The organism is Halomonas sp. JS92-SW72, assembly GCF_003547075.1.
Classification (GTDB): Bacteria; Pseudomonadota; Gammaproteobacteria; order Pseudomonadales; family Halomonadaceae; genus Halomonas; species Halomonas alkalicola.
Genome location: NZ_CP032147.1, coordinates 3,362,244 through 3,383,360, shown reverse-complemented (window position 1 = coordinate 3,383,360; position 21,117 = coordinate 3,362,244). Strand labels below are relative to the sequence as shown.

The window sequence follows — 21,117 nt, the reverse complement described above, 5'->3', positions numbered from 1 at the left end:
CTCAGGGTTCTGGGCTCAGGGTGGGGGCAGGCGGGTCAGGCGCTCCAGCAGGCGATCCAGCTCCCCCACCTCGCGGCTCCACAGCGCCGGTGCGACCGGCCCCGTGGCCAGCAGCTCGCGCAGCACGCCGTGGACCTCCTCGGCGCGGGAGAGCTCGCGCCCGAGGTTCTCGTTGAGGCGCTCCACCTGGATCGCCAGGCGCAGCGGGTCGTCGCGATGGCTGACGCTGCCCACGGCGAGCAGGGAGAGATGCACCCGCACCCTCGCCAGGCGCTCCGCCACCTCCTCGTCGGCGGCGGGCGCCTGGCGCGCGGCGTTGCGGCGGGCGTGGGCGCTGCGCATGTCATCCTCCAGGCGCGGCGACTCGGGCAGCGCCACCTCGCGGGGCTCGCCGCCGGCCAGGCGCTCGGCGTCGGCTGCCAGGTGGGCGAGCAGCAGTGGCTGAACCTCTCGCCAGCGCTCCACCTCCTCCACCACGGCCAGGCGTTCGAGGCGCTCGCGTCGGGCGCGCACGATGCCCGACCAGCGCCGGCGCATGCCCTCGGTGCGGCGTCCGCCGGGGAGGGGCTCCAGAGCGGCGGCCTCGGCAATGGCGGAGGCGAGCACCGCCTCGTCGGCGCTGCCGGCGGGGTGCCAGGCGTCCAGGCGCTCGATCAGCGCCTGCATGGCCTCCTGGCGTTCCCGGGCCTGACGGATGCGGTCGTCGCGCTCGGCTTCCCGGGAGGCAAACACCTGGTCGCACAGGCCGCGAAACTCCCGCCACAGCGCCTGCTCCTCGCCCCGCGGGGCACGCCCCAGCTCGCGCCAGCGCTGCTGCAGCGCCTTGACCGCTTCGGCACGGCGAGCCGCGGGCATCGCCTGGCCCAGCAGGGCGCGCACCTGCTCGATGAGGTCGCGCTTGGTCTCGGCGACCGCCCGGGCGCGCTGGTCGATCAGCGCCTGAAGCGCATGGCGGATGCGGGCGAAGCGACGACCGATGGTCTCGGCCTGGTCGCGGGGCACCGGCGAGGCGCGTCGCCACTGGTCCCTGGCGCGGTCGCGGATCTCGCGCAGGGCATCGGGATCGGCCTCCTCGGCGGGTTGCTCGAGAAGCGTTTCCAGCTGATCGCAGAGGGCCTGTCGGGTGGCCAGGTGGGTCTGGCGCTCGGCGTCGAGGCGCTCGCGCCATGGGGCGAGCCGCTCGTGGATGCGGTCGGAGGCGGCCCGGAAGCGGGCCGACTGTTCGCGATTGGCGGCGGCGTCCCCCAGCGCCTTCCACTCCTTGACCAGCTGGCGGTGGCGGCGGTCCAGCGCGGCGTCGACGAGGCTCGCCTCCTCGGCCAGGGCCTCGATGGCCTGCAGCAGCTGGTCGCGCTTGGGACCGGCCACGAAGCTGCGCCAGTCGCGCAGCTCGGCGAGCCGAGCCCCCAGCTGTCGAAGGCGCGCACGCTGGGGCTGGGGCAACCTGTCGTCGAGCCCGTCGGCAGCCTGGCGCAGGCGCTGGTGAAGACGGCTGGCGCCCTTGAAGGCGCCGCGCTCCAGCAGGCTCTCCAGGTCGTCGAGGTCGGCGATGAAGCGGGCCAGGCGTGCCGTCTGGTCTTCCTCGTCGGCCGGGGCATCCGGCTGTGCCAGGCGCTGTCGGGCCCGCTGCAGCAGCGGGGCAGGGGCCAGGCCACGAGGCCAGTCGATGGCCCCCAGCAGCGCCGTGAGGCGGTCGTCATCGCCGTCGGTCAGGGCCCGCTCGAGCTCGTCGGCGCGCTCCTCCAGGCGCACCCAGGCCTGGCTGATGCGCTCGAAGCCTTCGCGAACGGCATCATAGCGCTGGCGGAGCACCTGGTCCGCCAGGTGCTGATCGGAGAGCGCCTGCCAGCGCTGGGCCAGCAGCTGCTTCTGAGCGCGCAGGCTGGCAATGTCCTGGGCAGTGACCACGTCGCTGCGCCCCAGGGCCTCGAGCCCCTCCTCCAGGGCCTCCACCAGCGCCTCCCTGGCCTGCTCGGCGTCCTCGCGGCGCGCCTCGGCGGCTTCGCTGGCGCGCAGCCGGGCCTCGTGGTCGCCGATCACCTTGCGACAGCGCAGGCAGGCATCGTGGTAGCGGCGCTCCTGAGTGGCGTCGGGGAGATCCTGAAGCGCCGTCCATTCGCGCTCCAGGTGGCGAAAGCGGCCGCCATAGAGCGGCTCCCAGGGGGCGGATGCGTGGCGCTCCAGATCGGCCAGCAGCCCCTCGCGGCGCTCCCGGGCGGCGGCCAGCTGCGCCGAGTCGGCGCGCAGGCGGTTGAGGCGCTCCCTGGCCCCGCGCATGACCTGGCGGTCGCGTCGCGCCTGCTGGGCCAGGCGAGCCAGTCCGGCTTCGCTCTCGACCCGTGCGGCGGCGGCGTGGCGCACGGCGGCGATGCCGTTGTCGCAGGCCTGGCGGATCAGGGCCTCCTCGCTGTCCAGCCTGGCCAGCGCCGCCAGGCGCAGCTGCTGGTTATCGCCCTTCAGACAGAGCTCGGCGAGCAGCGCGTCATCATCGAGCCGTTCGATCAGGGCGATGCGCGCGCCCAGCTCCAGGTGGCCGCTGCCGTCGGCGAGCAGGGCGATCAGCCGGTGGGTGAGCTCCGCTGAGGCATCGCCCCTGCCGAGCAGGGCGATCAGCCGCTCGGGGTCGTCGAGGCGAGCCAGCGCCTCGCACCGCACGCCGGGGTCCTCATCCAGGGCGAGCCGCTCCAGGGCCTGGCGGTGCTCCTCGCGGCTGAGATCGAGGCGTGCGACGGCCTGTTGCCGTACCAGGGGGGCGGGGTGCTGCCAGCGCGGGGCAAACAGGCGGCGGAGGAGTCCGGACATGGGCGATCCTGATCAAGGGGCGCATCACGCACCGGGACGCGCCAGTCGGTTATTGTCGGGTGGGCCGGGAAGAGCCGACAGGCGAGGCTCGGGCCTGGCCAGGGTATCTAAGCATGCGGTGCCGCTTCGGAAAAGCCCGTGCTGTGGCCGCCTGGAGACACTGACAGTGTAGGCTTGCTGGGCGTATGATCAGTTGCAGGGGGCGCGGCACTCGCTTAGCTTTGGTGGCGTACCCCGACCAACACCGATGTGGAGTTCGGCAATGAGCCTCAAAGTGGACAGGGATAGCATGGCCTTCACCTTCAAGGGCGGCATGCTGCCGATGACGGTGATGGAACTGAGCAGTGCCGACCCCGAGCGGATTCGAGAGCAGCTCGCCGGCAAGCTCAGTCAGTCCCCGGCCTTCTTCCAGCACACCCCGGTGGTGCTCAGCGTCGAGAAGCTCGACGAACCCCACCTGGCCCTGGAGCGGATCTGCGCGGTGTGCCGTGCCCACAAGCTGCTGCCGGTGGCGGTGCGCGGCGGTGCCGAGCCGGTCAAGCAGTCGGCCTGGGCGCTTGGCCTGGGCTGGTTCCCGCCCCTGGAGGCGAGCCGCCCCAGGAGCCTCGAGAGCGTGCCGCCGGTCGAGGCCGCGGTGGTCGCCGAGGAAGAAGCGGCGCTGACCTCCCCGCCGGGCGTGGCCAGCGGCGGGAGGATCTTCCGTGGCACGGTGCGCTCCGGCCAGCAGATCACCTCCCCGGAAGGGGACCTGGTGGTCATCGGTGCGGTGAACGCCGGCGCCGAGGTGCTGGCCGCGGGCAGCGTGCATGTCTATGGCGCCCTGCGCGGCCGCGCCCTGGCCGGCATTCATGGCGACCCCCTGGCTGCCATCTTCTGCCGTGAACTCCACGCCGAGCTGCTGTCGGTGGCCGGCAACTACAAGCGACTCGAGGACATCGACCCGCGCCTGCTGGGCGCCACGGTGCAGGTGCGCCTCGATGGAGACCAGCTCGGCATCACCGCGCTGACCTGAAGCACGGCAGGACCGAGACGGTCATCCTCTTACCACTCAATGACAGACAGGAAGCGACTCTTGGCCAAGATCATCGTTGTGACCTCCGGCAAGGGAGGCGTCGGCAAGACAACCAGCGCGGCAGCCATCGCCACCGGCCTGGCGCTTCGCGGCAACAAGACCGTGGTCATCGATTTCGACGTGGGGCTGCGCAACCTCGACCTGATCATGGGCTGCGAGCGCCGAGTGGTCTATGACCTGGTCAATGTGATCCAGGGCGAGGCCGGGCTCAGCCAGGCGCTGATCCGCGACAAGCGGGTCGACAACCTGCATATCCTGCCGGCCTCCCAGACCCGCGACAAGGACGCCCTGAGCCAGGAGGGCGTGGAGAAGGTGCTCGAGACCCTCGCCAAGGACTTCGACTACATCCTCTGCGACTCTCCGGCGGGCATCGAGCGCGGCGCCCAGCTGGCCATGTACTTCGCCGACGAGGCGATCGTGGTCACCAACCCCGAGGTCTCCTCGGTGCGTGATTCCGACCGCATCCTCGGCCTGCTGGCCTCCAAGACCCGGCGCGCCGAGCGCGGCGAGGAGCCGATCAAGGAGCACCTGCTGGTCACGCGCTACAACCCGGAGCGGGTCGACCTGGGCGACATGCTCAACCTCGACGATATCCGGGAGATCCTGGCCATCGACCTGATCGGCGTGATTCCCGAGTCCGAGGCAGTGCTGCGTGCCTCGAACCAGGGGGTGCCGGTGACCCACGATGCCGCAAGCGACGCTGGCCAGGCTTACACCGACACGGTGGCCCGCCTGCTCGGCGAGGAGGTCCCCCTGCGTTTCCATGAGTACCAGAAGAAGAGCCTGCTGAGCCGCATGTTTGGAGGTGTTCGCCGGTGAAACTGCTTGAATTCCTGAAGCGAGAGCGCAAGAAGACCGCGTCGGTCGCCAAGGAGCGGCTGCAGATCATCGTGGCCCACCAGCGCAGCCAGCGCGGTCAGCCCGACTACATGCCCCTGCTCGAGAAGGAGCTGCTGGAGGTGATCCGTCGCTACGTCCAGGTGGATGACGACGCCATCAACATCAGCCTCGACAGCGAGGACAACTGCTCGGTGCTGGAGCTCAACGTCACCCTGCCGAAGGGGGCTCCGGGCTGAGCAGGTCCGGCTGAGACCGGCGCGGGGCTGTGCTAGGCTGTGGCCTCCATCCCGTCTGACCGTCGGAGAGCCCGCCCATGGCGCCGCCCGCTGCCCCGCTGACCTTCCTGTGGCATGACTACGAGACCTTCGGTGCCGATCCGCGCCGTGACCGCCCGGCGCAGTTCGCGGCGATCCGCACCGACGCCGACTTCAACGAGGTCGGCGAGCCGGTGGAGTGGTTCTGCAAGCCCGCCGACGACTTTCTGCCCCACCCCCAGGCCTGCCTGATCACCGGGATCACCCCCCAACAGGCGCGCCGCCGGGGCCTGCCCGAGGCGGAGTTCGCCGGCCGCATCGAGGCGCTGATGAGTGCGCCCGGCACCTGCGTGCTGGGCTACAACAGCCTGCGCTTCGATGACGAGGTGACGCGCCACCTCTTCTATCGCAACCTGATCGACCCCTACGCCCGAGAGTGGCAGAACGGCAATTCCCGCTGGGACCTGATCGACGTGGTGCGGGCCTTCCACGCCCTGCGCCCGGCGGGCATCGAGTGGCCGCGCCGCGCCGACGGCGCGCCCAGCTTCCGCCTCGAGGACCTGACCGCCGCCAACGGCATCGCCCACCAGGGCGCCCACGATGCCCTGGCCGACGTGCGCGCCACCATCGCCCTGGCGAAGCGGCTGCGCGAGGCCAACCCCCGGCTCTTCGACTACCTGCAGGGGCTGCGCGGCAAGCGCGCGGTGGCCCGGCTGCTCGACGTGCCGGGGCGCAAGCCGGTGCTGCACATCTCGCGTCGCTACCCCGCCAGCCGCGGCTGCGCGGCCCTGGTGGTGCCGCTGGCCGAGCACCCCACCAATCCCAACGGCGTGATCGTCTACGACCTGTCGATGGACCCGACGCCGCTCTTCGACCTCTCCGCCGAGCAGATCCGCCAGCGGGTCTTCGTCAGCAGCGACGACCTGGCCGAGGGCGAGGAGCGTATTCCCCTCAAGGTCATTCACATCAACAAGTGCCCGGTGCTTTTCCCGGCCAGCGCGCTCAAGGACGTGGAGGGGCCGCACCGGGGCGAGTATGGCGAGATCGTCACCCGCCTGGGGCTCGACGTCGATGCCTGTCGCGAGCACTGGAAGCGCCTCGCCGCCCGCCCCGAGGTGGCGGCGCGGGTCAGCGAGGTGTTTGCCGCACCGCCCCCGGCGGGCCCGGAGGACCCCGACCTGATGCTCTACGCCGGCGGTTTCTTCTCGCCGGCGGATCGCCAGCAGATGCAGCGGGTGCGTGACAGCGACCCCTGGGACCTGGTGGGGGCGCGCTTCGCCTTCCAGGACCCGCGCCTGGAGGAGATGCTGTTCCGCTACCGGGCGCGCAGCTTCCCGGAGACCCTGGAGGGGGAGGAGCTGGCGCAGTGGGAGGCCTATCGCTGGGCGCGCATGAACGATGCCGCGGTGGCGGGCCTCACCCTCAAGGGCTTCGCCCGTGAGATCGAGCGGCTCAACCAGGGCGAACTCGGCGATCGAGAGCGCCAGGTCCTCGAGGAGCTGGTGATGCATGTGGAGGCGATCATGCCCCCTCAGGCCTTCGACTGAGCGCCCGAACATCGGCGATGCCTCGAGACCAAGAGGCCTTGAAGTGAAACAGCAGCGCCCGGCCATGGCCGGGCGCTGCTGTTGTTACGGGGCAATGCATGCCGGCGCGAGGCCTACTCCTCGATCTCCGGCAGCGGCTCCAGGTACTGGGCGAGGGCCAGCACGTCGTCCGGCTCGTCACCCGGGTCGAAGGCGACCCGGGCCACCGCCGCCTGGCGCAGCTCGGGCCACAGTTCGCGCAGCTCGTCGGCGCCGACCGCCAGGACCCGCTCGGCGAGTCGCTCGCGGCGGTCGAACTCGGTGTCGCCGAAGGACATCGCCTGCCACAGGCGGCCGGCGCGGCCGGCCAGGCTGGTATCGCGCTGGGTCAGGCGGTCGTGAACCGCCTGGCGATAGGGCGCCAGGGCCTCGTTCTCCAGGGCCGCCAGGGTCTCCTCGAAGTCGTCCAGGAAGGCGTCGATGCGCGCCTCGATCGCCTCGCTCCCGGTATCCGGGGACTGCACCAGCAGCGCGAGCCCCGGGGCATCGAGCATCGGCGAGTAGCCGGCGTGGACCACGTAGCCCAGCTGCTCCTCGGTGCGCAGCCGCTGGTAGAAGGGGGTGTCGATCAGCCGGCCGAGCACCGCCAGGCGGGCCTGGCTAGCCAGCGAGCGGTCGGGTCCCTGGAGGTAGCGCAGCACCACCGACTCCTCGCGGCTGGTGTGGGGGGTCAGGCTCGGCAGGTCGGTGTCGGCGCGCAGCGGCGTGAGGTCGGGAATGGCCGCTGCCGGAAGGCTCGGCGCCAGGCGCTCGGCGACCCGCCGGCCCAGGGCCTCGGCCTCCTCGGCGCCCAGGTTGCCCACTGCCATGGCCTCCAGGCGCAGCTCGGCCAGCAGGGCATCGCGGTAGTCGCGCAGGTCATCCGCGTCGAGCTCACGGCTCGCCTCCAGCAGGGCGGCGCTGGGCCACTGGGGGCGAACCAGCGCCTCGGCGAGGGTGCGACTGGCCTGGCGGTGCAGCGCCGCCTGGGGGGCGTTGCGCCACTCCCGCTGCAGCCGATAGCGCACCCGCGCCACGCTGGCGTCGTCCACCTCGCCCTCCTGCAGCTGCTCGAGCACCCGCTCCATCATCCGCTCCTGGCGGTCGCGCCAGCCGGAGAAGGCCAGGGTGATGCCGCGGGCGTGGGCATAGGCCTCGACGTGCTGGCCGGCCAGGCGTGCCGGGTAGAGGGCCTCGTTGAGGCTGTCGTCCAGCCAGCCGGCGAGCAGGCGGGCGAGGGCGGCGTCCCGGGCGGAGCTGGCCGCGCCGGGGTGCTGGAGGCTGAAGCGCCACTCCACCTTGGGGGTGTTGAAGGTGGCATCGGCCATGTGCCAGAGGTCGAAGGCCGGCTCCGCCACCAGCCGCCGCGGGCGCTCGTCCTGGCCGTCGAGCAGCTCGAGGTCCTCGGCGATATAGGGGTTGGGGGCGGGCAGGGCCAGGTCGGCGAGCGTCGGCGCCTCGTCGTGTCTGTCTTCACCCCAAGGGGCGTGGAACCAGGGGGAGCTCTCCTCGCCCTCCACGTCCGGGGCGCTGTAGAGGCGGATCAGGTTGTCGGGGGTGAGGGCGTCGAGGTAGGCCTCGCTGCGCTCGCGCTCGAAGCCGTCCATGCGATAGGCCGCATACTGCACGTCCTCCACCGGGAAGCGCGAGAGGTTCATGGCCAGGCGCATGGCCTCCTGCAGCGGCGCGCCATGCTGCTGGAAGCGGAACTCCTGCTCGGCAAGGCTCGCCTTCTCGTCGTAGCGCCACGCCTCCAGGCCCTCCTCGCGGACCTGCTCGATGGCGGCGAACAGGGTCGCCTCGATGGCATCGCGGGCCTCGGCGCCGGCGGGGGTCAGGCTGACGTTGATGCTGAACAGGGCGTGCCGGCCGTCGCCGCGGGCGACGCCCGCCGAGAGGCCGTCGGCCCAGCCGGCCTCGCGCAGCACCGCCAGCAGGCTGCCGTCTCCCTCGTGGCCGAGCAGGTGGGCGATCAGGTCGGCGGGCTTGTGGCGGTACTCGGTGATGGGATCGGGAATCGGGAACAGCAGGCGCAGCTGGCGGCTGTCGCGCACCGACTGCAGCGCGACCCGCCGGGGCAGGGTGTCGGTAAGCGCCAGCGGTTCGCTGATCTCGGGCGCCGCGAGCCCGCGGTCGGCGATGTCGGCGAAGCGGCTCGCCACCATGGCCTCGAGCTCATCCAGCGGCTGGGGCGCCACCAGTGCCAGGTGCATGACGTTGGCGTCGTAGTAGCGCTCGTAGAAGTCGATCACCCGCTCGCGCAGGCTGGGCTCGCCCTCGGGGCGGTCGGCCAGTGTCTCGCGGCTGCCCACCGAGAAGCCGGTGGTGGGGTTATCGGGGTTGAGCAGGCCATTGAGCACGTCGTTCTCGCGGCGCACGTCGTCGCGGATGCGCGCCATGTACTCGGAGTGCACGATGTTGCGCTCGCTCTCCAGCTGGTCGGCGTTGAACAGCGGCGAGATGAAGAACTGGCTGAAGCGGTCCAGGGCCCCTTCCAGGGCGCTCGGGTCGATATCGAAGAAGTAGTTGGTGTCCTGGGGCGCGGTGAAGGCGTTGTGGGTGCCTCCGTGGCGCGAGATGAAGCCCTGGTAGGCGTCGGCCTCGGGGAAGGGCTCGGTGCCCAGGAACAGCATGTGCTCCAGGAAGTGGGCCAGGCCGGCGAGGTCCTCCGGGTCCTGGGCGCTGCCCACCGAGACGTTCATGGAGGCGGCGGCCTTGTCGGCCTCGGGGTCGCTGACCAGCAGGGCGGTGAGGCCGTTCTCCAGGGTCAGTATCCGGTAGTCGCGGCTGTCGTGGGGACTGACCCGCGGCGTGGTCACCTCGGCGATGGCGTCCGCGTCGGGGTGGGGCTCGGCCACGGCGGGCGCGGCAATCAGCAGGGCCGCGGCGGCGGCCAGTCCGCAGCAGCGGGCAGTCAGGGTGGATGGCATCGTATCTCCTGTGGATCTGGGCATCGTGGCTCGGCGCATCGCGGTTCGCGGCATCGGGGCCTCAGTCGGGCTGGCGCAGCATGGGGCCGACCGGGTGGGCGCAGGCGGCATCCTGATGCGCGGGGCTGTTCACTCGTCTTGATACCGGGAAAGCGCCCAACAGTTCCCGCGGGGCGGGGACGAGCATGGCCCGGGCCGCCTCCGGCGGCGTCTCGGGGTCGAGCCAGCGGCGCGCGCCCCCGGGGGCGATCACCGCCGGGAGGCGGTCGGTGAGCGGGGCCAGCAGCGGGCCGGTGGGCACCGTGATCAGCGCCAGGGAGTCGGTGTGCTGGGCCAGGCTGGTGTGGAAGCGGCACCAGAGTCCGGCCAGCAGCAGCGGTCCGCGGTCGACCCGGGTCACCAGGAAGGGCTGCTTGAAGCGCGGCTGCGCCTTCCAGACGTAGACGCCGCTGGCCGGGACCAGGCAGCGCCTCGCCTGGAAGGCCTCGCGGAACATGGGGCGCTCCTCCAGGGACTCGGCCCGGGCGCAGTGGGGAGCATGGTCCAGCACCTCGAGCCAGGGGGGCGTCAGGCCCCAGAAGAGTCGGCCCAAGCGCGGCACGCCGGCCTCGAGGCGAATGGCCGAGAGCATGCGTCTCGGCGCCAGGTTGGGGCTGGTCACCAGGGGGGCGTCGACGATCAGTCCCGGCAGCAGGCGCGCGAGGTCGAGGGGGGCGATATGCAGTCGTCCGGCCATGGGCGCTCCGCAGGAGATGGGGTCGCTCAGGGTAACCAAGGGGCGGGCCGGAAGAAAGGGCGAGGCCGGCTCGGTGACCGCGGCGGAGAGGGGAAATCGGGGCGGGGAGGGCATAGCTATCGAAAACAGTGTTCGAACTGCGCTATCCTTGGGTTCCGGAGCGCGTCGACGTCGCCGCGCTCCAGCTTACGCAACCGCCCGCTCGAGGCTCGCGAGGAAACGATGGCCCGTCCCAGACAGCATGCTCCCGAGGCGCTCCATGCCCAGGTCATGGCGGCTTGCGATGCCTGGCTGCAGGAGAATCCGGTGCATACCCTCTCCCTGCGCGCCCTGGCCCGGGAGGTGGGCTGCGCCCCGAGCACCCTGCTCAAGCTCTACGGCAGCTTCAACAACCTGCTCCAGCACGTCAACATCGAGACCCTGGCCCACCTGCGCGAGGTGATCGAGCCGCTGAGCAGTCAGGCCGCGCCGGAACAGCGGCTCACCGCCCTGGCGCGGGCCTACTGGCAGTTCGCCCAGCGCGATGCCTACCGCTGGCAGCTGCTGTTCGACTATCCCCTGGCCCAGGAGGGCGAGCTGGACCAGCGGCAGAGCGACATGATCGAGGGGCTCTTCCTGCGCGTGGAGGCGACCCTCAAGGAGTACCAGCCGGCCCTGGATGACCTGGAGGCGCGTCGCCTGGGGCGCACCCTGTGGGGCAGCGTCCACGGCCTGGTGCTGCTCGGGCTCAACGAACGCCTGGGCTACTGGCAGGGCCAGCAGCTCGAGGTGGGCGAGCTGCTCGACCAGTTGCTCTGTACCATCCTGGCCGGGCTCAAGGCGAGGTCGACCGGGACGTGAGCATGACGGGTTGGGAGGCCTTGGGGTGGGGAGTGCTGGTCGGCCTGGGGGCGCTGCTGGCCTGGCGGGTCGTCCGCCGTCCCAGGCCCCTGGTGCGTTGGCTGGTCTACCTGGCGGTGCGCCTCATCTACCGGCTGCGACTGAGTGGCACGGCCCATATTCCCGACCGCGGGGCGGCCCTGGTGGTCTGCAACCACGTCAGCTTCATGGACGCCCTGGTCATCGGCGGCGCCAGCCGGCGCCCGCTGCGCTTCCTGATGGACAAGCCGATCTACGACTCGCCCTGGCTCAACTGGCTGTTTCGCCTGGTGGGGGCGATTCCCGTGGAGTCGGAGCGCCATGATCCGGGCAACGTGCGGCGCGCCCTCCAGCAGGTGAGCCGGGCGCTGCGCGATGGCGAGGTGGTGATGCTCTTCCCCGAGGGGCGCCTGACGCCGGACGGCGAGATCCACGCCTTCCGGCGCGGCCTGGAGCTGATCCTGGCCCGTGACCCGGTGCCGGTGGTGCCGGCGGGGCTCTCGGGCCTGTGGGGCTCCTGGACCTCCCATGCCGACGGCCCGGCCCTGAGTGGCCGCCCGCGGCGCTTCCGGGCGCGGGTGGCGCTCCATTTCGGCGAGCCGCTTGCCCCCGGACGGGCCACCCGGGCGGTGCTGGAGCGGCGGGTGAGGGAGCTCAAGGCCGAGGCCGACCAGCGGGCGCTGCCCGCGGGCGTCGAAGCCCTGGAGTGATGCCGAGACCGGCCGTCCGGTGCTGCCCGCGGGCGTCGAGGTCCTGGAGTGACGCCGCTCCCGGGCCGCCCTCAGCGGCGGCGCGGGGCCTGCCAGCAGCGCGCGGCGGTGATCAGGTTGTCGCGCACCTCGAGGATCTCCATGCGCACGCTGCCCACCTGCAGGCAGGCGGGGCCGTCGGGAAAGGCCTCCAGGTGCTCGAGGATCAGGCCGTTGAGGGTCTTGGGCCCGTCGGTCGGCAGGTGCCAGCCCAGCGCCTTGTTGATATCGCGAATGTTGGCGGTGCCGTCGATGAGCTGGCTGCCATCCTCCTGACGGTGGATCTCCTGCTCCATGCCCGCCACGTCGGTGGTGAACTCGCCGACGATCTCCTCGAGGATGTCCTCCAGCGTCACCAGCCCCTCCACGTCGCCATATTCGTCCACCACGATGCCGATGCGCCGCTTCTGCTTCTGGAAGTTGAGCAGCTGGGTGTGCAGCGGGGTCGATTCGGGGATGAAGTAGGGCTCTCGGGCCTCCTGGACGATGGCCGCCTTGGTCACCTCGTCGCGTGACAGGAAGCGTGCCGCGTTGCGCAGGTGGAGCATGCCGATGATGTTGTTGATGTCGCCCTTGTAGACCGGCACCCGGGTGTGCTGGCTGGTGCGGACCTGGGTCAGAATCTCCTCCAGGTCGTCGTCCAGATCGATGCCCACCACCTCATGGCGCGGCACCATGATGTCGTTCACGGTGACGCTCTCGAGATCGAGAATCGACAGCAGCATCGCCTGGTGGCGCTGGGGAATCAGGGTGCCGGCCTCATGGACCACGGTGCGCAGCTCGTCCCGGGTCAGGTGGTCGCCGCCCCCCTCGATGCTCCTTACGCCGAGCAGCTTCAGCAGCCCGTTGGAGATGACGTTGACCAGCCAGACCAGCGGATAGAGCAGCCTGAGCAGCGGCTCCAGCACGCGGGAGGCGGGGAAGGCGATGCGCTCGGGCTTCACCGCCGCGTAGGTCTTGGGGGTGACCTCGGCGAAGATCAGCACGGTGATGGTCAGCAGCGCGGTGGCCACGGCGGGGCCGGTGACCTCGCCGAAGAAGTGGATGGCGATGATGGTGGCGATGGAGGCCGCCAGGTTGTTGACGAAGTTGTTGCCGATCAGGATCACCCCGATCAGGCGGTCGGGCCTGGCGAGCAGCCGCACCACGCGCCTGGCCCGAGAGTCGCCACTGTTGGCCTGATGGCTCAACCGGTAGCGGTTGATCGACATCATGCCGGTCTCGGAGCTGGAGAAGAAGGCGGAGAGACAGATGAGCAGGAACAGCAGGCCGAACAGCAATCCCAGCGGGAAGTCGTCGCTCAAGTCGAAGGGTCCTCGTTGCGTGTCAGGCCCGATTTGACGGGACGGGCGCGCGCGCTGTCAAGGTGCCGGGAGCGGCCTCAGCCCCGGCCCAGCAGCACCTCCAGGACGAACTTGCTGCCGAAATAGGCGACCAGCAGCACGCCGTATCCGCCCAGGGTCCAGCGCACCGCCCGCATGCCGCGCCAGCCCAGCCGGTAGTGGCTGAACAGCAGCACCGAGAAGATCACCCAGGCGGCCAGCGACAGGATCGTCTTGTGGGCCAGGTGCTGGGCGAACATGCTGTCGAGGAACAGGAAGCCGCTGAGGATCGACAGCGTCAGCAGCCCAAGGCCTCCCCAGATCAGCTCGAAGAGCACGCGCTCCATGGTGGTCAGCGGCGGCAGTGCCTGGACCAGTCCGCGGATATGGTGCTGGCGCAGGGCGCGGTTCTGCAGGCCCAGCAGCACCGCCTGCACGGCGGCGATGGCCAGCACGGCGAAGGCCAGCAGCGAGCTCAGGGCATGCAGGGCGATGCCCGGCGTCAGCCCTTCGACGCGCTCGGGGCTCGGCAGCCCCGCGGCCAGCAGCAGCGCCAGGCCGGCCAGCGGCAGGATGCCCACCGCGGCGTTGAGGATCGGCTTGAACAGGCTGACCAGCAGCAGCACCGCGACCACCCCGGCGCTGATCAGGATCACGCTGGTGGAGAGGCCGGGCAGCACGGGCGCGCCGTGGCCGAACAGGCCGATGGCCAACGGCAGGTGGCTGAGCAGCCCGAGCAACGCCATGCCGCGCACCAGCAGCGGCTGCGGAGAGGCCCGGCGCAGCAGGACCATGCCCTGCCAGGAGGCGGCCGCCAGGTAGAGAAGGAAGGCCAGGAAGGCCAGGGAGAGCGCCTGCATCGATTGCGTTCCGTGCGCCGGTGGAAATGAATGACGTGAGCGTTAATGGCGAGGGCTACTATAACCAATCCCTCGGGCAGCGCACAGCGTGGCGGGTGCGTCACCCTGCCGCCAGGGTCCGCGGCGGATGGCGCGCGCATGGAGACTGCCGGCCACAGCGCGTATAATCGGCGCCACTTTCGGGCCGTCGTCTCTGGAGAGGCCAATGTTTCAGAATCTCAGCGAGCGTCTGTCGCAGACGCTGAAGTCGATCAAGGGTCAGGCGCGCCTGACCGAGGAGAACATCAAGGAGACCCTGCGCGAGGTGCGCCGGGCGCTCCTCGAGGCCGATGTCGCCCTGCCGGTGGTCAAGGACTTCATCGAGCGGGTACGCGAGCGCGCGGTGGGGCAGGAGGTCTCCAAGAGCCTCTCGCCGGGCCAGCAGTTCGTCAAGATCGTCCAGCAGGAGCTCGAGGCGACCATGGGCGAGGCCAACGAGGGGCTGACCCTCAAGGGCTCGCCCGCGGTGGTGCTGATGGCCGGCCTGCAGGGCGCGGGCAAGACCACCTCCGTGGCCAAGCTGGCGTGCTACCTGAAGGAGCGCGAGAAGAAGAAGGTGCTGGTGGTGTCGGCGGACGTCTACCGTCCGGCGGCCATCGACCAGCTCGAGACCCTGGCCAGGGAGGTCGGCGTCGACTTCTTCCCGTCGCGCTCCGACCAGAAGCCGGTCGATATCGCCGAGGCGGCGATCAAGCACGCCAAGATCCAGTTCCACGACGTGCTGCTCGTCGATACCGCCGGCCGCCTGGCCATCGACGAGGCGATGATGGCCGAGATCCAGGCGCTGCATAAGGCGGTGGCGCCCCAGGAGACGCTGTTCGTCGTCGACGCCATGACCGGCCAGGATGCCGCCAACACCGCCAAGGCCTTCCACGAGGCGCTGCCGCTGACCGGGGTGATCCTCACCAAGGCGGACGGCGACGCCCGCGGCGGCGCGGCGCTGTCGGTGCGCCACATCACCGGCAAGCCGATCAAGTTCATGGGCGTGGGCGAGAAGGTCGACGCCCTGGAGCCCTTCCACCCGGATCGCATCGCCTCGCGGATCCTCGGCATGGGCGACATGCTGTCGCTGATCGAGGAGGCCGAGCGCACCGTCGACAAGAAGAAGGCGGAGCAGCTGGCGAAGAAGGTCAAGAAGGGCGAGGGCTTCGACCTCGAGGACTTCCGCGACCAGCTCCAGCAGCTCAAGAAGATGGGCGGCATGGGCGGCCTGCTTGGCAAGCTGCCCGGCATGGGCCAGATGGCCGAGCTGGCCCAGGGCCCCGGCCCGGAGAAGGAGCTGGGCAAGCTCGAGGCGTTGATCAACTCCATGACGCCCCAGGAGCGCCGCCGCCCCGAGATCATCAACGGCTCGCGCAAGCGGCGCATCGCCGCCGGCGCCGGCCTGCAGGTGCCCGACCTCAACCGCCTGCTCAAGCAGCACAAGCAGATGCAGAAGATGATGAAGAAGGCGGGCAAGAAGGGCGGCATGCAGAAGATGATGCGCGGCATGTCCGGGATGATGGGCGGCGGCGGCCCCGGTGGTCCCGGTGGCATGGGCGGAATGGGCGGCCCCGGCGGGATGCCCTGGCGGTAGGCCCGAAAAAGGTTCCCAAGCGGGGCTGTTTTCCGTAGAATGCTGCCTCTTCACTGGCAGGACCGCGATGTCGCGGTCATTGTTGTGACCGAATTCAACTCAACCGAAGGACTGACTAGGCCATGGTTACCATTCGTCTGGCTCGTGGTGGCGCCAAGAAGCGTCCCTTCTACCACCTGACCGTTACCGATTCCCGCAACTCCCGCGACGGCCGCTTCATCGAGCGTCTGGGCTTCTTCAACCCGATCGCCCGCGGTCAGGAAGAGCGCCTGCGCGTCGACCTCGAGCGCGTCGCTCACTGGCAGAGCCAGGGCGCCATGCTCTCCGACCGCGTCGCCGAGCTGGTCAAGGAAGCCCGCAAGCAGGCCTGAGCCTGACTTGCTGTTGTCAGTGATCACGAGGTCGTCGATGAGCGAACACGCTACCGTGCAGCCCGCTGACGATCATGTGGTGCTGGGCAAGCTGACCAGCCCCTATGGTGTCAAGGGCTGGCTCAAGGTGTACTCGTACACCAGCCCCATGGAGGGCGTGCTCGACTACCCCGAGTGGGTGTTGCGGTGTGGCGAGCGTCTGGAGCGCCGGCGCCTGGTACAGGGGCGTCGTCACGGTAAGGGCCTGGTCGCGCTGCTCGAGGGGTGTGATACCCGCGAGGGCGCCGAGGCGCTGGCCGGGGCGGAGATCCTGCTGCCCAAGGCCGAGCTTCCCGACCTCGACACCGGTGAACTCTACTGGCACCAGCTCGAGGGCCTGCGGGTCGTGACCCGCGAGGGTGTCGTGCTGGGTCGCATCGACCACCTCTTCGAGACCGGCGCCAACGACGTCATGGTCGTGAAGGGTGCGCTGGACCCCGAGGCCGTCGACGGTGGAGAGCGGCTGCTGCCCTACCTGCCCGAGCAGGTGATCCTCGAGGTGGATCTCGAGGGTGGGGTGATGACCGTCGAGTGGGATCCCGATTTCTGATGGCCGAGGGCTCCCCCGAGCAGGCGGCGATGTGGATCGGTGTCGTCTCGCTGTTCCCGGAGATGTTCGAGGCGATTACCCGCCACGGCGTCACCGGGCGAGCGGTGGAGAAGGGGCGCATCGCGCTGGAGTTCTGGAACCCTCGCGACTTCGCCACCGACCGCCATCGCACCGTGGATGACCGCCCCTACGGCGGCGGCCCCGGGATGTTGATGAAGGTCGATACCCTGCGCGCGGCCATCTTCGCCGCTCGCGAGCGGGCCGAGCGGGCCACCGGGCAGCGCCCGAAGGTGGTCTACCTGTCGCCCCAGGGGCGACGGCTCGACCAGGTCGGCGTGCAGGAACTGGCGTCGGGTCCCCCCCTGGTGGTGGTGGCCGGACGCTATGAAGGCATCGATGAGCGCGTGGTGGAAGCGGATATCGATGAGGAGTGGTCGATCGGTGACTACGTGCTGAGCGGCGGCGAGCTGCCGGCGATGGTGCTGATCGACGCCGCGGCGAGGCTGGTGCCCGGGGTGCTGGGCCATCAGGACTCCGCGGTCGAGGACTCCTTCAACGACGGGCTGCTGGACTGTCCGCACTACACCCGCCCCGAGGAGATCGACGGGCGCTGCGTGCCGGAGGTCCTGCTCAGCGGCAACCATGGTGCCATCCGGCGCTGGCGGTTGAAGCAGTCCCTGGGGCGCACCTGGCAGCGTCGCCCCGACCTGCTCGAGGGCAGGACGCTGGACCGGGAGCAGCGCGAGCTGCTCGCCGAGTTCATCGAGGAACACGCCCTGTCGACCCGCTAGGACAGGGCGGAGGTGCGGGACACGACAAGCCCCCGAGGCCGTGGACCCGTGTCACCCATCATCTCCCGCGCTCTCGAGCTCGCTCGGGCGCCGGGATCACGATTCATCGGCACTCCAAGCCGACTGATGAATCAGGTTATCAAGGAGTTAGTTGTCATGAGCAGCAAGAACAAGGTGATCCAGGCGCTCGAAACCGAGCAGATGAGCAAGGAAATCCCGGCCTTTGCCCCCGGCGACACCGTCGTCGTCCAGGTCAAGGTCAAGGAAGGCACCCGCGAGCGTCTCCAGGCCTTCGAAGGCGTGGTGATCGGCAAGCGTAACCGCGGCCTCAACTCCGCCTTCACCGTGCGCAAGATCTCCCACGGCGTCGGCGTCGAGCGTACCTTCCAGACCTACAGCCCGCTGGTCGACTCCATCAGCGTCAAGCGTCGCGGCGACGTGCGCCAGGCCAAGCTGTACTACCTCCGCGAGCGCAGCGGCAAGTCTGCCCGCATCAAGGAAAAGCTGGCCTGAGGCTGCCGCCTCGGCCGCTGGTGGGTCGGGCGTTGCCCGGCCCCGCGAGACCCCGTCACCGCACCCGCGGGGCGGGGTCTCGTGCCATCTGGGCCACGCCTTCCTGACGCGCCATGCCCTCGCCCGACAACGCTTCCCGCATCGATGCCTTCCTCGACGCCCTGTGGCTCGAGCAGGGCGTGAGCGAGCATACCCTGGCGGCCTACCGCCGCGACCTCTCGGCCTGGGCAGGGCGTCTCGACGCCCGGGGCGAGGCGCTGCTGGCGCCGGCCCCGGAGGCGCTGCCTGGCTGGCTCGATGAGCGCCGCGAGGCGGGCTATCGCCTGACCAGCAACGCCCGGCTGCTCTCGAGCCTGCGGCGTTTCTACCGCTGGGCCCTGGAATCCGGGCTCGTCGAGGGCGACCCGCTGGCGGAGGTGCGCCTGCCACGGGTGCGGCCGGCCCTGCCGGACACCCTGGAGGAGGCCGAAGTGGAGCGGCTGATCGCCGCCCCCGATATCGCCACCGACCTGGGGCTGCGCGACCGGGCCATGCTGGAGGTGCTCTACGGCGCGGGGCTGCGGGTCTCCGAGCTGGTCGGCCTGACCACCGATGCGGTCAACCTGCGCCAGGGGGTGGTGCGGGTGCGCGGCAAGGGCGACAAGGACCGGCTGGTGCCGCTGGGCGAGGAGGCGGTAGAGTGGCTGTCACGCTACCTGCGTGCGGGGCGTGGCGGCCTGATGCGCGACGTCACTCGTCCGGCGCTCTTCCCGGGTCGGGATGATCGTGCCATGACCCGCCAGGCCTTCTGGTACCGGATCAAGGCCCACGCGCGCAGCGCAGGTATCGAGCGACCGCTGTCGCCCCACACCCTGCGCCATGCCTTTGCCACCCATCTGTTGAATCATGGGGCCAACCTGCGTGTCGTACAGCTGCTGCTGGGTCACAGCGATCTCTCGACCACGCAGATCTATACCCATGTGGCGCAGGCGCGCCTGGAGCGCCTGCACGCCGACCATCATCCCAGAGGCTGAACGATGAATATCCCTTTCCGGACCCTGCTTGGCGGCCTGCTGGCCACCACCCTCGGCGTTTCCCTGCTGGCTCAGGCCGACGCTCCACAGGGCCAGGCCGAACGGCTGGCCGAGCGCCTGGCGGTCAACGGCCAGCCGATGCCGGTGCAGAGCGTCAGCGAGACCCCCGTGGCCGGCTTCTTCGAGGTACGCCTGGAGACCGGCGAGCGCTTCTACAGCGACGCCGAGGGGCGCCACTTCCTGGTCGGCGACCTCTACGAGAACGGCGCGCAGGGGCTGGTCAACCTGACCGAGCAGGGCCGCAACGGCGAGCGCGCCGCGCGCCTGGCCGAGGTGCCGGAGGCCGAGCGGGTGATCTTCCGCGGCGCCGGTGAGAGCCGTGCCGAGGTGGTGGTCTTCACCGACACCACCTGCCCCTACTGCCGGCAGCTCCACGAGGAGGTGCCGCGGCTCAACGAGCTGGGCATCGAGGTGCACTACCTGGCCTTCCCGCGCACCGGCATGAATGCCCAGGGTGCCCGCACCCTGCAGCAGATCTGGTGTGACGCCAATCCCAGCGAGGCGATGAGCACCGCCAAGCGGCAGGAGTCGCTTTCCGGGGCCGCCAGCTGCGACAATCCGGTCGAGGCGCAGTATCATCTGGGCCTGGAGCTCGGCGTCCAGGGCACCCCGGCCATCGTGCTGCCCGATGGCCGTCTGGTCCCCGGCTACGTGCCGGCGGAGCGCCTGGCCGCCATGCTCGGCATCGAGGGCTGAGCCCCGCGATCCATTAAACGACAGACACCGGCTCGAGCCGGTGCAGCGGCCTGCCTCGGGGCAGGCCGCACCCGCTGAGACACAGCGTCCGGCCACCTGGCCTGGCCACAGCGCCAGGCCAGGTGGCCGGACCACAAAGAATCATCCGAGCAGGAGCGAGACATTGAAACCGGTGAGAGTAGGAATCTGTGGGCTGGGTACCGTCGGCGGCGGTACCTTCAACGTATTGACGCGCAACGCCGACGACATTGCGCGGCGTGCGGGCCGCCCGATCGTGATCGAGCAGGTGGCCTACCGTACTCCCAACCCCGAGTGCGACCTCACCGGCATCCAGACCACTGCCGATGTCTTCGAGGTGGCCACCAACCCCGACGTGGATGTGCTGGTGGAGCTGATCGGCGGCTATGACGTGGCCCGGGATCTGGTGCTCACCGCCATCGAGCACGGCAAGCACGTGGTCACCGCCAACAAGGCGCTGATCGCGGTGCACGGCAACGAGATCTTCGAGGCCGCCCACCGCAAGGGCGTGATCGTGGCCTTCGAGGCCGCCGTGGCCGGCGGCATCCCGGTGATCAAGTCGCTGCGCGAGGGCCTCGGCGCCAACCGCATCGAGTGGGTGGCCGGCATCATCAACGGCACCGGCAACTATATCCTCACCCATATGCGCGACGAGGGCCGCGCCTTCGAGGACGTGCTGGCCGAGGCCCAGGCGCTGGGCTACGCGGAAGCCGACCCCACCTTCGACGTCGAGGGCATCGACGCCGCCCACAAGCTCACCATCCTCGCCTCCATCGCCTACGGAGTGCCCCTGCAGTTCGAGAAGGCCTTCACCGAGGGCATCTCCCGGGTCACCGCCGAGGACGTGGAGCAGGCCGACAACCTGGGCTACGTGATCAAGCACCTGGGCATCTCCAAGCGCACCGACCAGGGCCTGGAGCTGCGCGTGCACCCGACGCTGATCCCCAAGGAGCGGCTGCTGGCCAATGTGCACGGCGTCAAGAATGCCATCGCCGTGATGGGCGATGCCGTGGGCCCGACCCTCTACTACGGCGCCGGCGCCGGCGCCGAGCCCACCGCCTCCTCGGTGGTGGCCGACATCCTCGACGTGGCCCGCGATATCGCCACCGACCACCACTATCGGGTGCCCTACCTGGCCTTCAGCGGCATCAGCGAGGACGTCAGCCAGCTGCCGATCATGCCCATGGAGGAGATCATCTCCGCCTACTACCTGCGGCTGCTGGCGGTGGACCGCCCCGGCGTGCTGGCCCGGGTGGCCACCATCCTCGCCGAGCAGGGCATCTCCATCGAGGCGCTGATCCAGAAGGAGGCGACCGAGGGCGAGCTGGTGCCGATCATCCTGATGACCCACCGCACGATCGAGAAGCAGATGAACGAGGCGATCCGCCAGATCGAGGCCATGGCCGATATCGCCGGACCGGTGACCCGGATCCGCGTGGAATCACTGGACGAGCAGGAATAAC

The 21,117-nt window shown here is 70.2% G+C and carries 19 protein-coding genes; 14 read left to right on the top strand and 5 right to left on the bottom strand.

Going from position 1 to position 21,117, the window contains the following annotated elements; translation table 11 throughout:
• Positions 1 to 15 precede the first annotated feature (15 nt).
• Positions 16 to 2,802: a DUF349 domain-containing protein gene (locus tag D1793_RS15880; RefSeq protein WP_119023008.1), complete on the bottom strand. Its 2,787-nt coding sequence runs from the start codon at positions 2,800 to 2,802 to the stop codon at positions 16 to 18.
• 262 nt (positions 2,803 to 3,064) lie between these two features.
• Here D1793_RS15880 and minC point away from each other — a divergent pair, with 262 nt between their 5' ends.
• The 4 genes from minC (at position 3,065) to sbcB (ending at position 6,515) form a co-directional block, all read left to right on the top strand.
• Positions 3,065 to 3,814, top strand: coding sequence for a septum site-determining protein MinC (minC, locus tag D1793_RS15875; protein ID WP_119023007.1), 750 nt, complete (start codon positions 3,065 to 3,067; stop codon positions 3,812 to 3,814).
• A 60-nt stretch (positions 3,815 to 3,874) separates the two neighbouring features.
• The gene (gene minD, locus D1793_RS15870; RefSeq protein ID WP_110069971.1) at positions 3,875 to 4,693 is read left to right on the top strand and encodes a septum site-determining protein MinD; all 819 of its coding nucleotides are present in this window, start codon (positions 3,875 to 3,877) and stop codon (positions 4,691 to 4,693) included.
• Positions 4,690 to 4,950, top strand: coding sequence for a cell division topological specificity factor MinE (gene minE, locus D1793_RS15865; RefSeq protein ID WP_119023006.1), 261 nt, complete (start codon positions 4,690 to 4,692; stop codon positions 4,948 to 4,950). Before minD ends, minE begins: the two co-directional genes overlap by 4 nt.
• 77 nt (positions 4,951 to 5,027) lie before the next feature.
• A complete protein-coding gene (gene sbcB, locus D1793_RS15860; protein WP_119023005.1) occupies positions 5,028 to 6,515 on the top strand; it encodes an exodeoxyribonuclease I in 1,488 nt (495 codons plus the stop codon).
• Between the two features lie 113 nt (positions 6,516 to 6,628).
• On the opposite strand, the gene D1793_RS15855 is transcribed toward sbcB, so the two are convergent.
• Together D1793_RS15855 and D1793_RS15850 are read right to left on the bottom strand one after the other, a co-directional pair.
• Positions 6,629 to 9,463, bottom strand: coding sequence for an insulinase family protein (locus D1793_RS15855; protein WP_240407694.1), 2,835 nt, complete (start codon positions 9,461 to 9,463; stop codon positions 6,629 to 6,631).
• A 61-nt stretch (positions 9,464 to 9,524) separates the two neighbouring features.
• Positions 9,525 to 10,199, bottom strand: a complete 675-nt coding sequence (locus D1793_RS15850) for an SOS response-associated peptidase (RefSeq protein WP_119023004.1) — start codon at positions 10,197 to 10,199, stop codon at positions 9,525 to 9,527.
• A 222-nt stretch (positions 10,200 to 10,421) separates the two neighbouring features.
• Here D1793_RS15850 and D1793_RS15845 point away from each other — a divergent pair, with 222 nt between their 5' ends.
• Both D1793_RS15845 and D1793_RS15840 read left to right on the top strand, forming a co-directional pair.
• Positions 10,422 to 11,039 carry a TetR-like C-terminal domain-containing protein gene (locus D1793_RS15845; RefSeq protein ID WP_119023003.1) on the top strand — a complete coding sequence of 206 codons (618 nt, stop codon included), beginning with the start codon at positions 10,422 to 10,424 and terminating at the stop codon, positions 11,037 to 11,039.
• Positions 11,040 to 11,041: 2 nt separating this feature from the next.
• Entirely contained in the window at positions 11,042 to 11,767 is a 726-nt protein-coding gene (locus D1793_RS15840) for a 1-acyl-sn-glycerol-3-phosphate acyltransferase (protein ID WP_119023002.1), read from the top strand.
• Between the two features lie 71 nt (positions 11,768 to 11,838).
• Here the strand turns inward: D1793_RS15840 and D1793_RS15835 are convergent, their stop codons facing one another.
• Entirely contained in the window at positions 11,839 to 13,110 is a 1,272-nt protein-coding gene (locus D1793_RS15835; RefSeq protein WP_119023001.1) for an HlyC/CorC family transporter, read from the bottom strand.
• A gap of 77 nt (positions 13,111 to 13,187) precedes the next feature.
• Entirely contained in the window at positions 13,188 to 13,988 is an 801-nt protein-coding gene (gene ccsA, locus D1793_RS15830) for a cytochrome c biogenesis protein CcsA (protein WP_119023000.1), read from the bottom strand.
• A gap of 205 nt (positions 13,989 to 14,193) precedes the next feature.
• Here ccsA and ffh point away from each other — a divergent pair, with 205 nt between their 5' ends.
• The 8 genes from ffh to D1793_RS15790 all read left to right on the top strand — a co-directional run bounded on the left by ffh (position 14,194) and on the right by D1793_RS15790 (position 21,116).
• The gene (gene ffh / locus D1793_RS15825) at positions 14,194 to 15,603 is read left to right on the top strand and encodes a signal recognition particle protein (RefSeq protein ID WP_119022999.1); all 1,410 of its coding nucleotides are present in this window, start codon (positions 14,194 to 14,196) and stop codon (positions 15,601 to 15,603) included.
• Between the two features lie 122 nt (positions 15,604 to 15,725).
• A complete protein-coding gene (gene rpsP / locus D1793_RS15820) occupies positions 15,726 to 15,974 on the top strand; it encodes a 30S ribosomal protein S16 (RefSeq protein ID WP_110069981.1) in 249 nt (82 codons plus the stop codon).
• Positions 15,975 to 16,011: 37 nt separating this feature from the next.
• A complete protein-coding gene (gene rimM, locus D1793_RS15815) occupies positions 16,012 to 16,563 on the top strand; it encodes a ribosome maturation factor RimM (RefSeq protein WP_119022998.1) in 552 nt (183 codons plus the stop codon).
• A gap of 29 nt (positions 16,564 to 16,592) precedes the next feature.
• Positions 16,593 to 17,354: a tRNA (guanosine(37)-N1)-methyltransferase TrmD gene (gene trmD / locus D1793_RS15810; protein WP_119023722.1), complete on the top strand. Its 762-nt coding sequence runs from the start codon at positions 16,593 to 16,595 to the stop codon at positions 17,352 to 17,354.
• Positions 17,355 to 17,510: 156 nt separating this feature from the next.
• Positions 17,511 to 17,867, top strand: coding sequence for a 50S ribosomal protein L19 (rplS, locus tag D1793_RS15805; protein ID WP_110069983.1), 357 nt, complete (start codon positions 17,511 to 17,513; stop codon positions 17,865 to 17,867).
• 113 nt (positions 17,868 to 17,980) lie between these two features.
• Positions 17,981 to 18,880: a site-specific tyrosine recombinase XerD gene (gene xerD, locus D1793_RS15800; protein ID WP_119022997.1), complete on the top strand. Its 900-nt coding sequence runs from the start codon at positions 17,981 to 17,983 to the stop codon at positions 18,878 to 18,880.
• Between the two features lie 3 nt (positions 18,881 to 18,883).
• Positions 18,884 to 19,636 (top strand): DsbC family protein, encoded by a 753-nt coding sequence (locus D1793_RS15795; protein WP_119022996.1) that lies wholly within the window; start codon positions 18,884 to 18,886, stop codon positions 19,634 to 19,636.
• Positions 19,637 to 19,799: 163 nt separating this feature from the next.
• Positions 19,800 to 21,116, top strand: coding sequence for a homoserine dehydrogenase (locus tag D1793_RS15790; RefSeq protein WP_119022995.1), 1,317 nt, complete (start codon positions 19,800 to 19,802; stop codon positions 21,114 to 21,116).
• Position 21,117: the final 1 nt, after the last annotated feature.

Bases quoted from the DNA above. Each gene is read 5' to 3' on its own strand.
- D1793_RS15880 (WP_119023008.1), bottom strand. From the start codon at position 2,802: ATGTCCGGACTCCTCCGCCGCCTGTTTGCCCCGCGCTGGCAGCACCCC.
- minC (WP_119023007.1), top strand. From the start codon at position 3,065: ATGAGCCTCAAAGTGGACAGGGATAGCATGGCCTTCACCTTCAAGGGC.
- sbcB (WP_119023005.1), top strand. From the start codon at position 5,028: ATGGCGCCGCCCGCTGCCCCGCTGACCTTCCTGTGGCATGACTACGAG.
- D1793_RS15855 (WP_240407694.1), bottom strand. From the start codon at position 9,463: ATGCCATCCACCCTGACTGCCCGCTGCTGCGGACTGGCCGCCGCCGCG.
- D1793_RS15850 (WP_119023004.1), bottom strand. From the start codon at position 10,199: ATGGCCGGACGACTGCATATCGCCCCCCTCGACCTCGCGCGCCTGCTG.
- D1793_RS15845 (WP_119023003.1), top strand. From the start codon at position 10,422: ATGGCCCGTCCCAGACAGCATGCTCCCGAGGCGCTCCATGCCCAGGTC.
- D1793_RS15840 (WP_119023002.1), top strand. From the start codon at position 11,042: ATGACGGGTTGGGAGGCCTTGGGGTGGGGAGTGCTGGTCGGCCTGGGG.
- ccsA (WP_119023000.1), bottom strand. From the start codon at position 13,988: ATGCAGGCGCTCTCCCTGGCCTTCCTGGCCTTCCTTCTCTACCTGGCG.
- ffh (WP_119022999.1), top strand. From the start codon at position 14,194: ATGTTTCAGAATCTCAGCGAGCGTCTGTCGCAGACGCTGAAGTCGATC.
- rpsP (WP_110069981.1), top strand. From the start codon at position 15,726: ATGGTTACCATTCGTCTGGCTCGTGGTGGCGCCAAGAAGCGTCCCTTC.
- rimM (WP_119022998.1), top strand. From the start codon at position 16,012: ATGAGCGAACACGCTACCGTGCAGCCCGCTGACGATCATGTGGTGCTG.
- trmD (WP_119023722.1), top strand. From the start codon at position 16,593: ATGTGGATCGGTGTCGTCTCGCTGTTCCCGGAGATGTTCGAGGCGATT.
- rplS (WP_110069983.1), top strand. From the start codon at position 17,511: ATGAGCAGCAAGAACAAGGTGATCCAGGCGCTCGAAACCGAGCAGATG.
- xerD (WP_119022997.1), top strand. From the start codon at position 17,981: ATGCCCTCGCCCGACAACGCTTCCCGCATCGATGCCTTCCTCGACGCC.
- D1793_RS15795 (WP_119022996.1), top strand. From the start codon at position 18,884: ATGAATATCCCTTTCCGGACCCTGCTTGGCGGCCTGCTGGCCACCACC.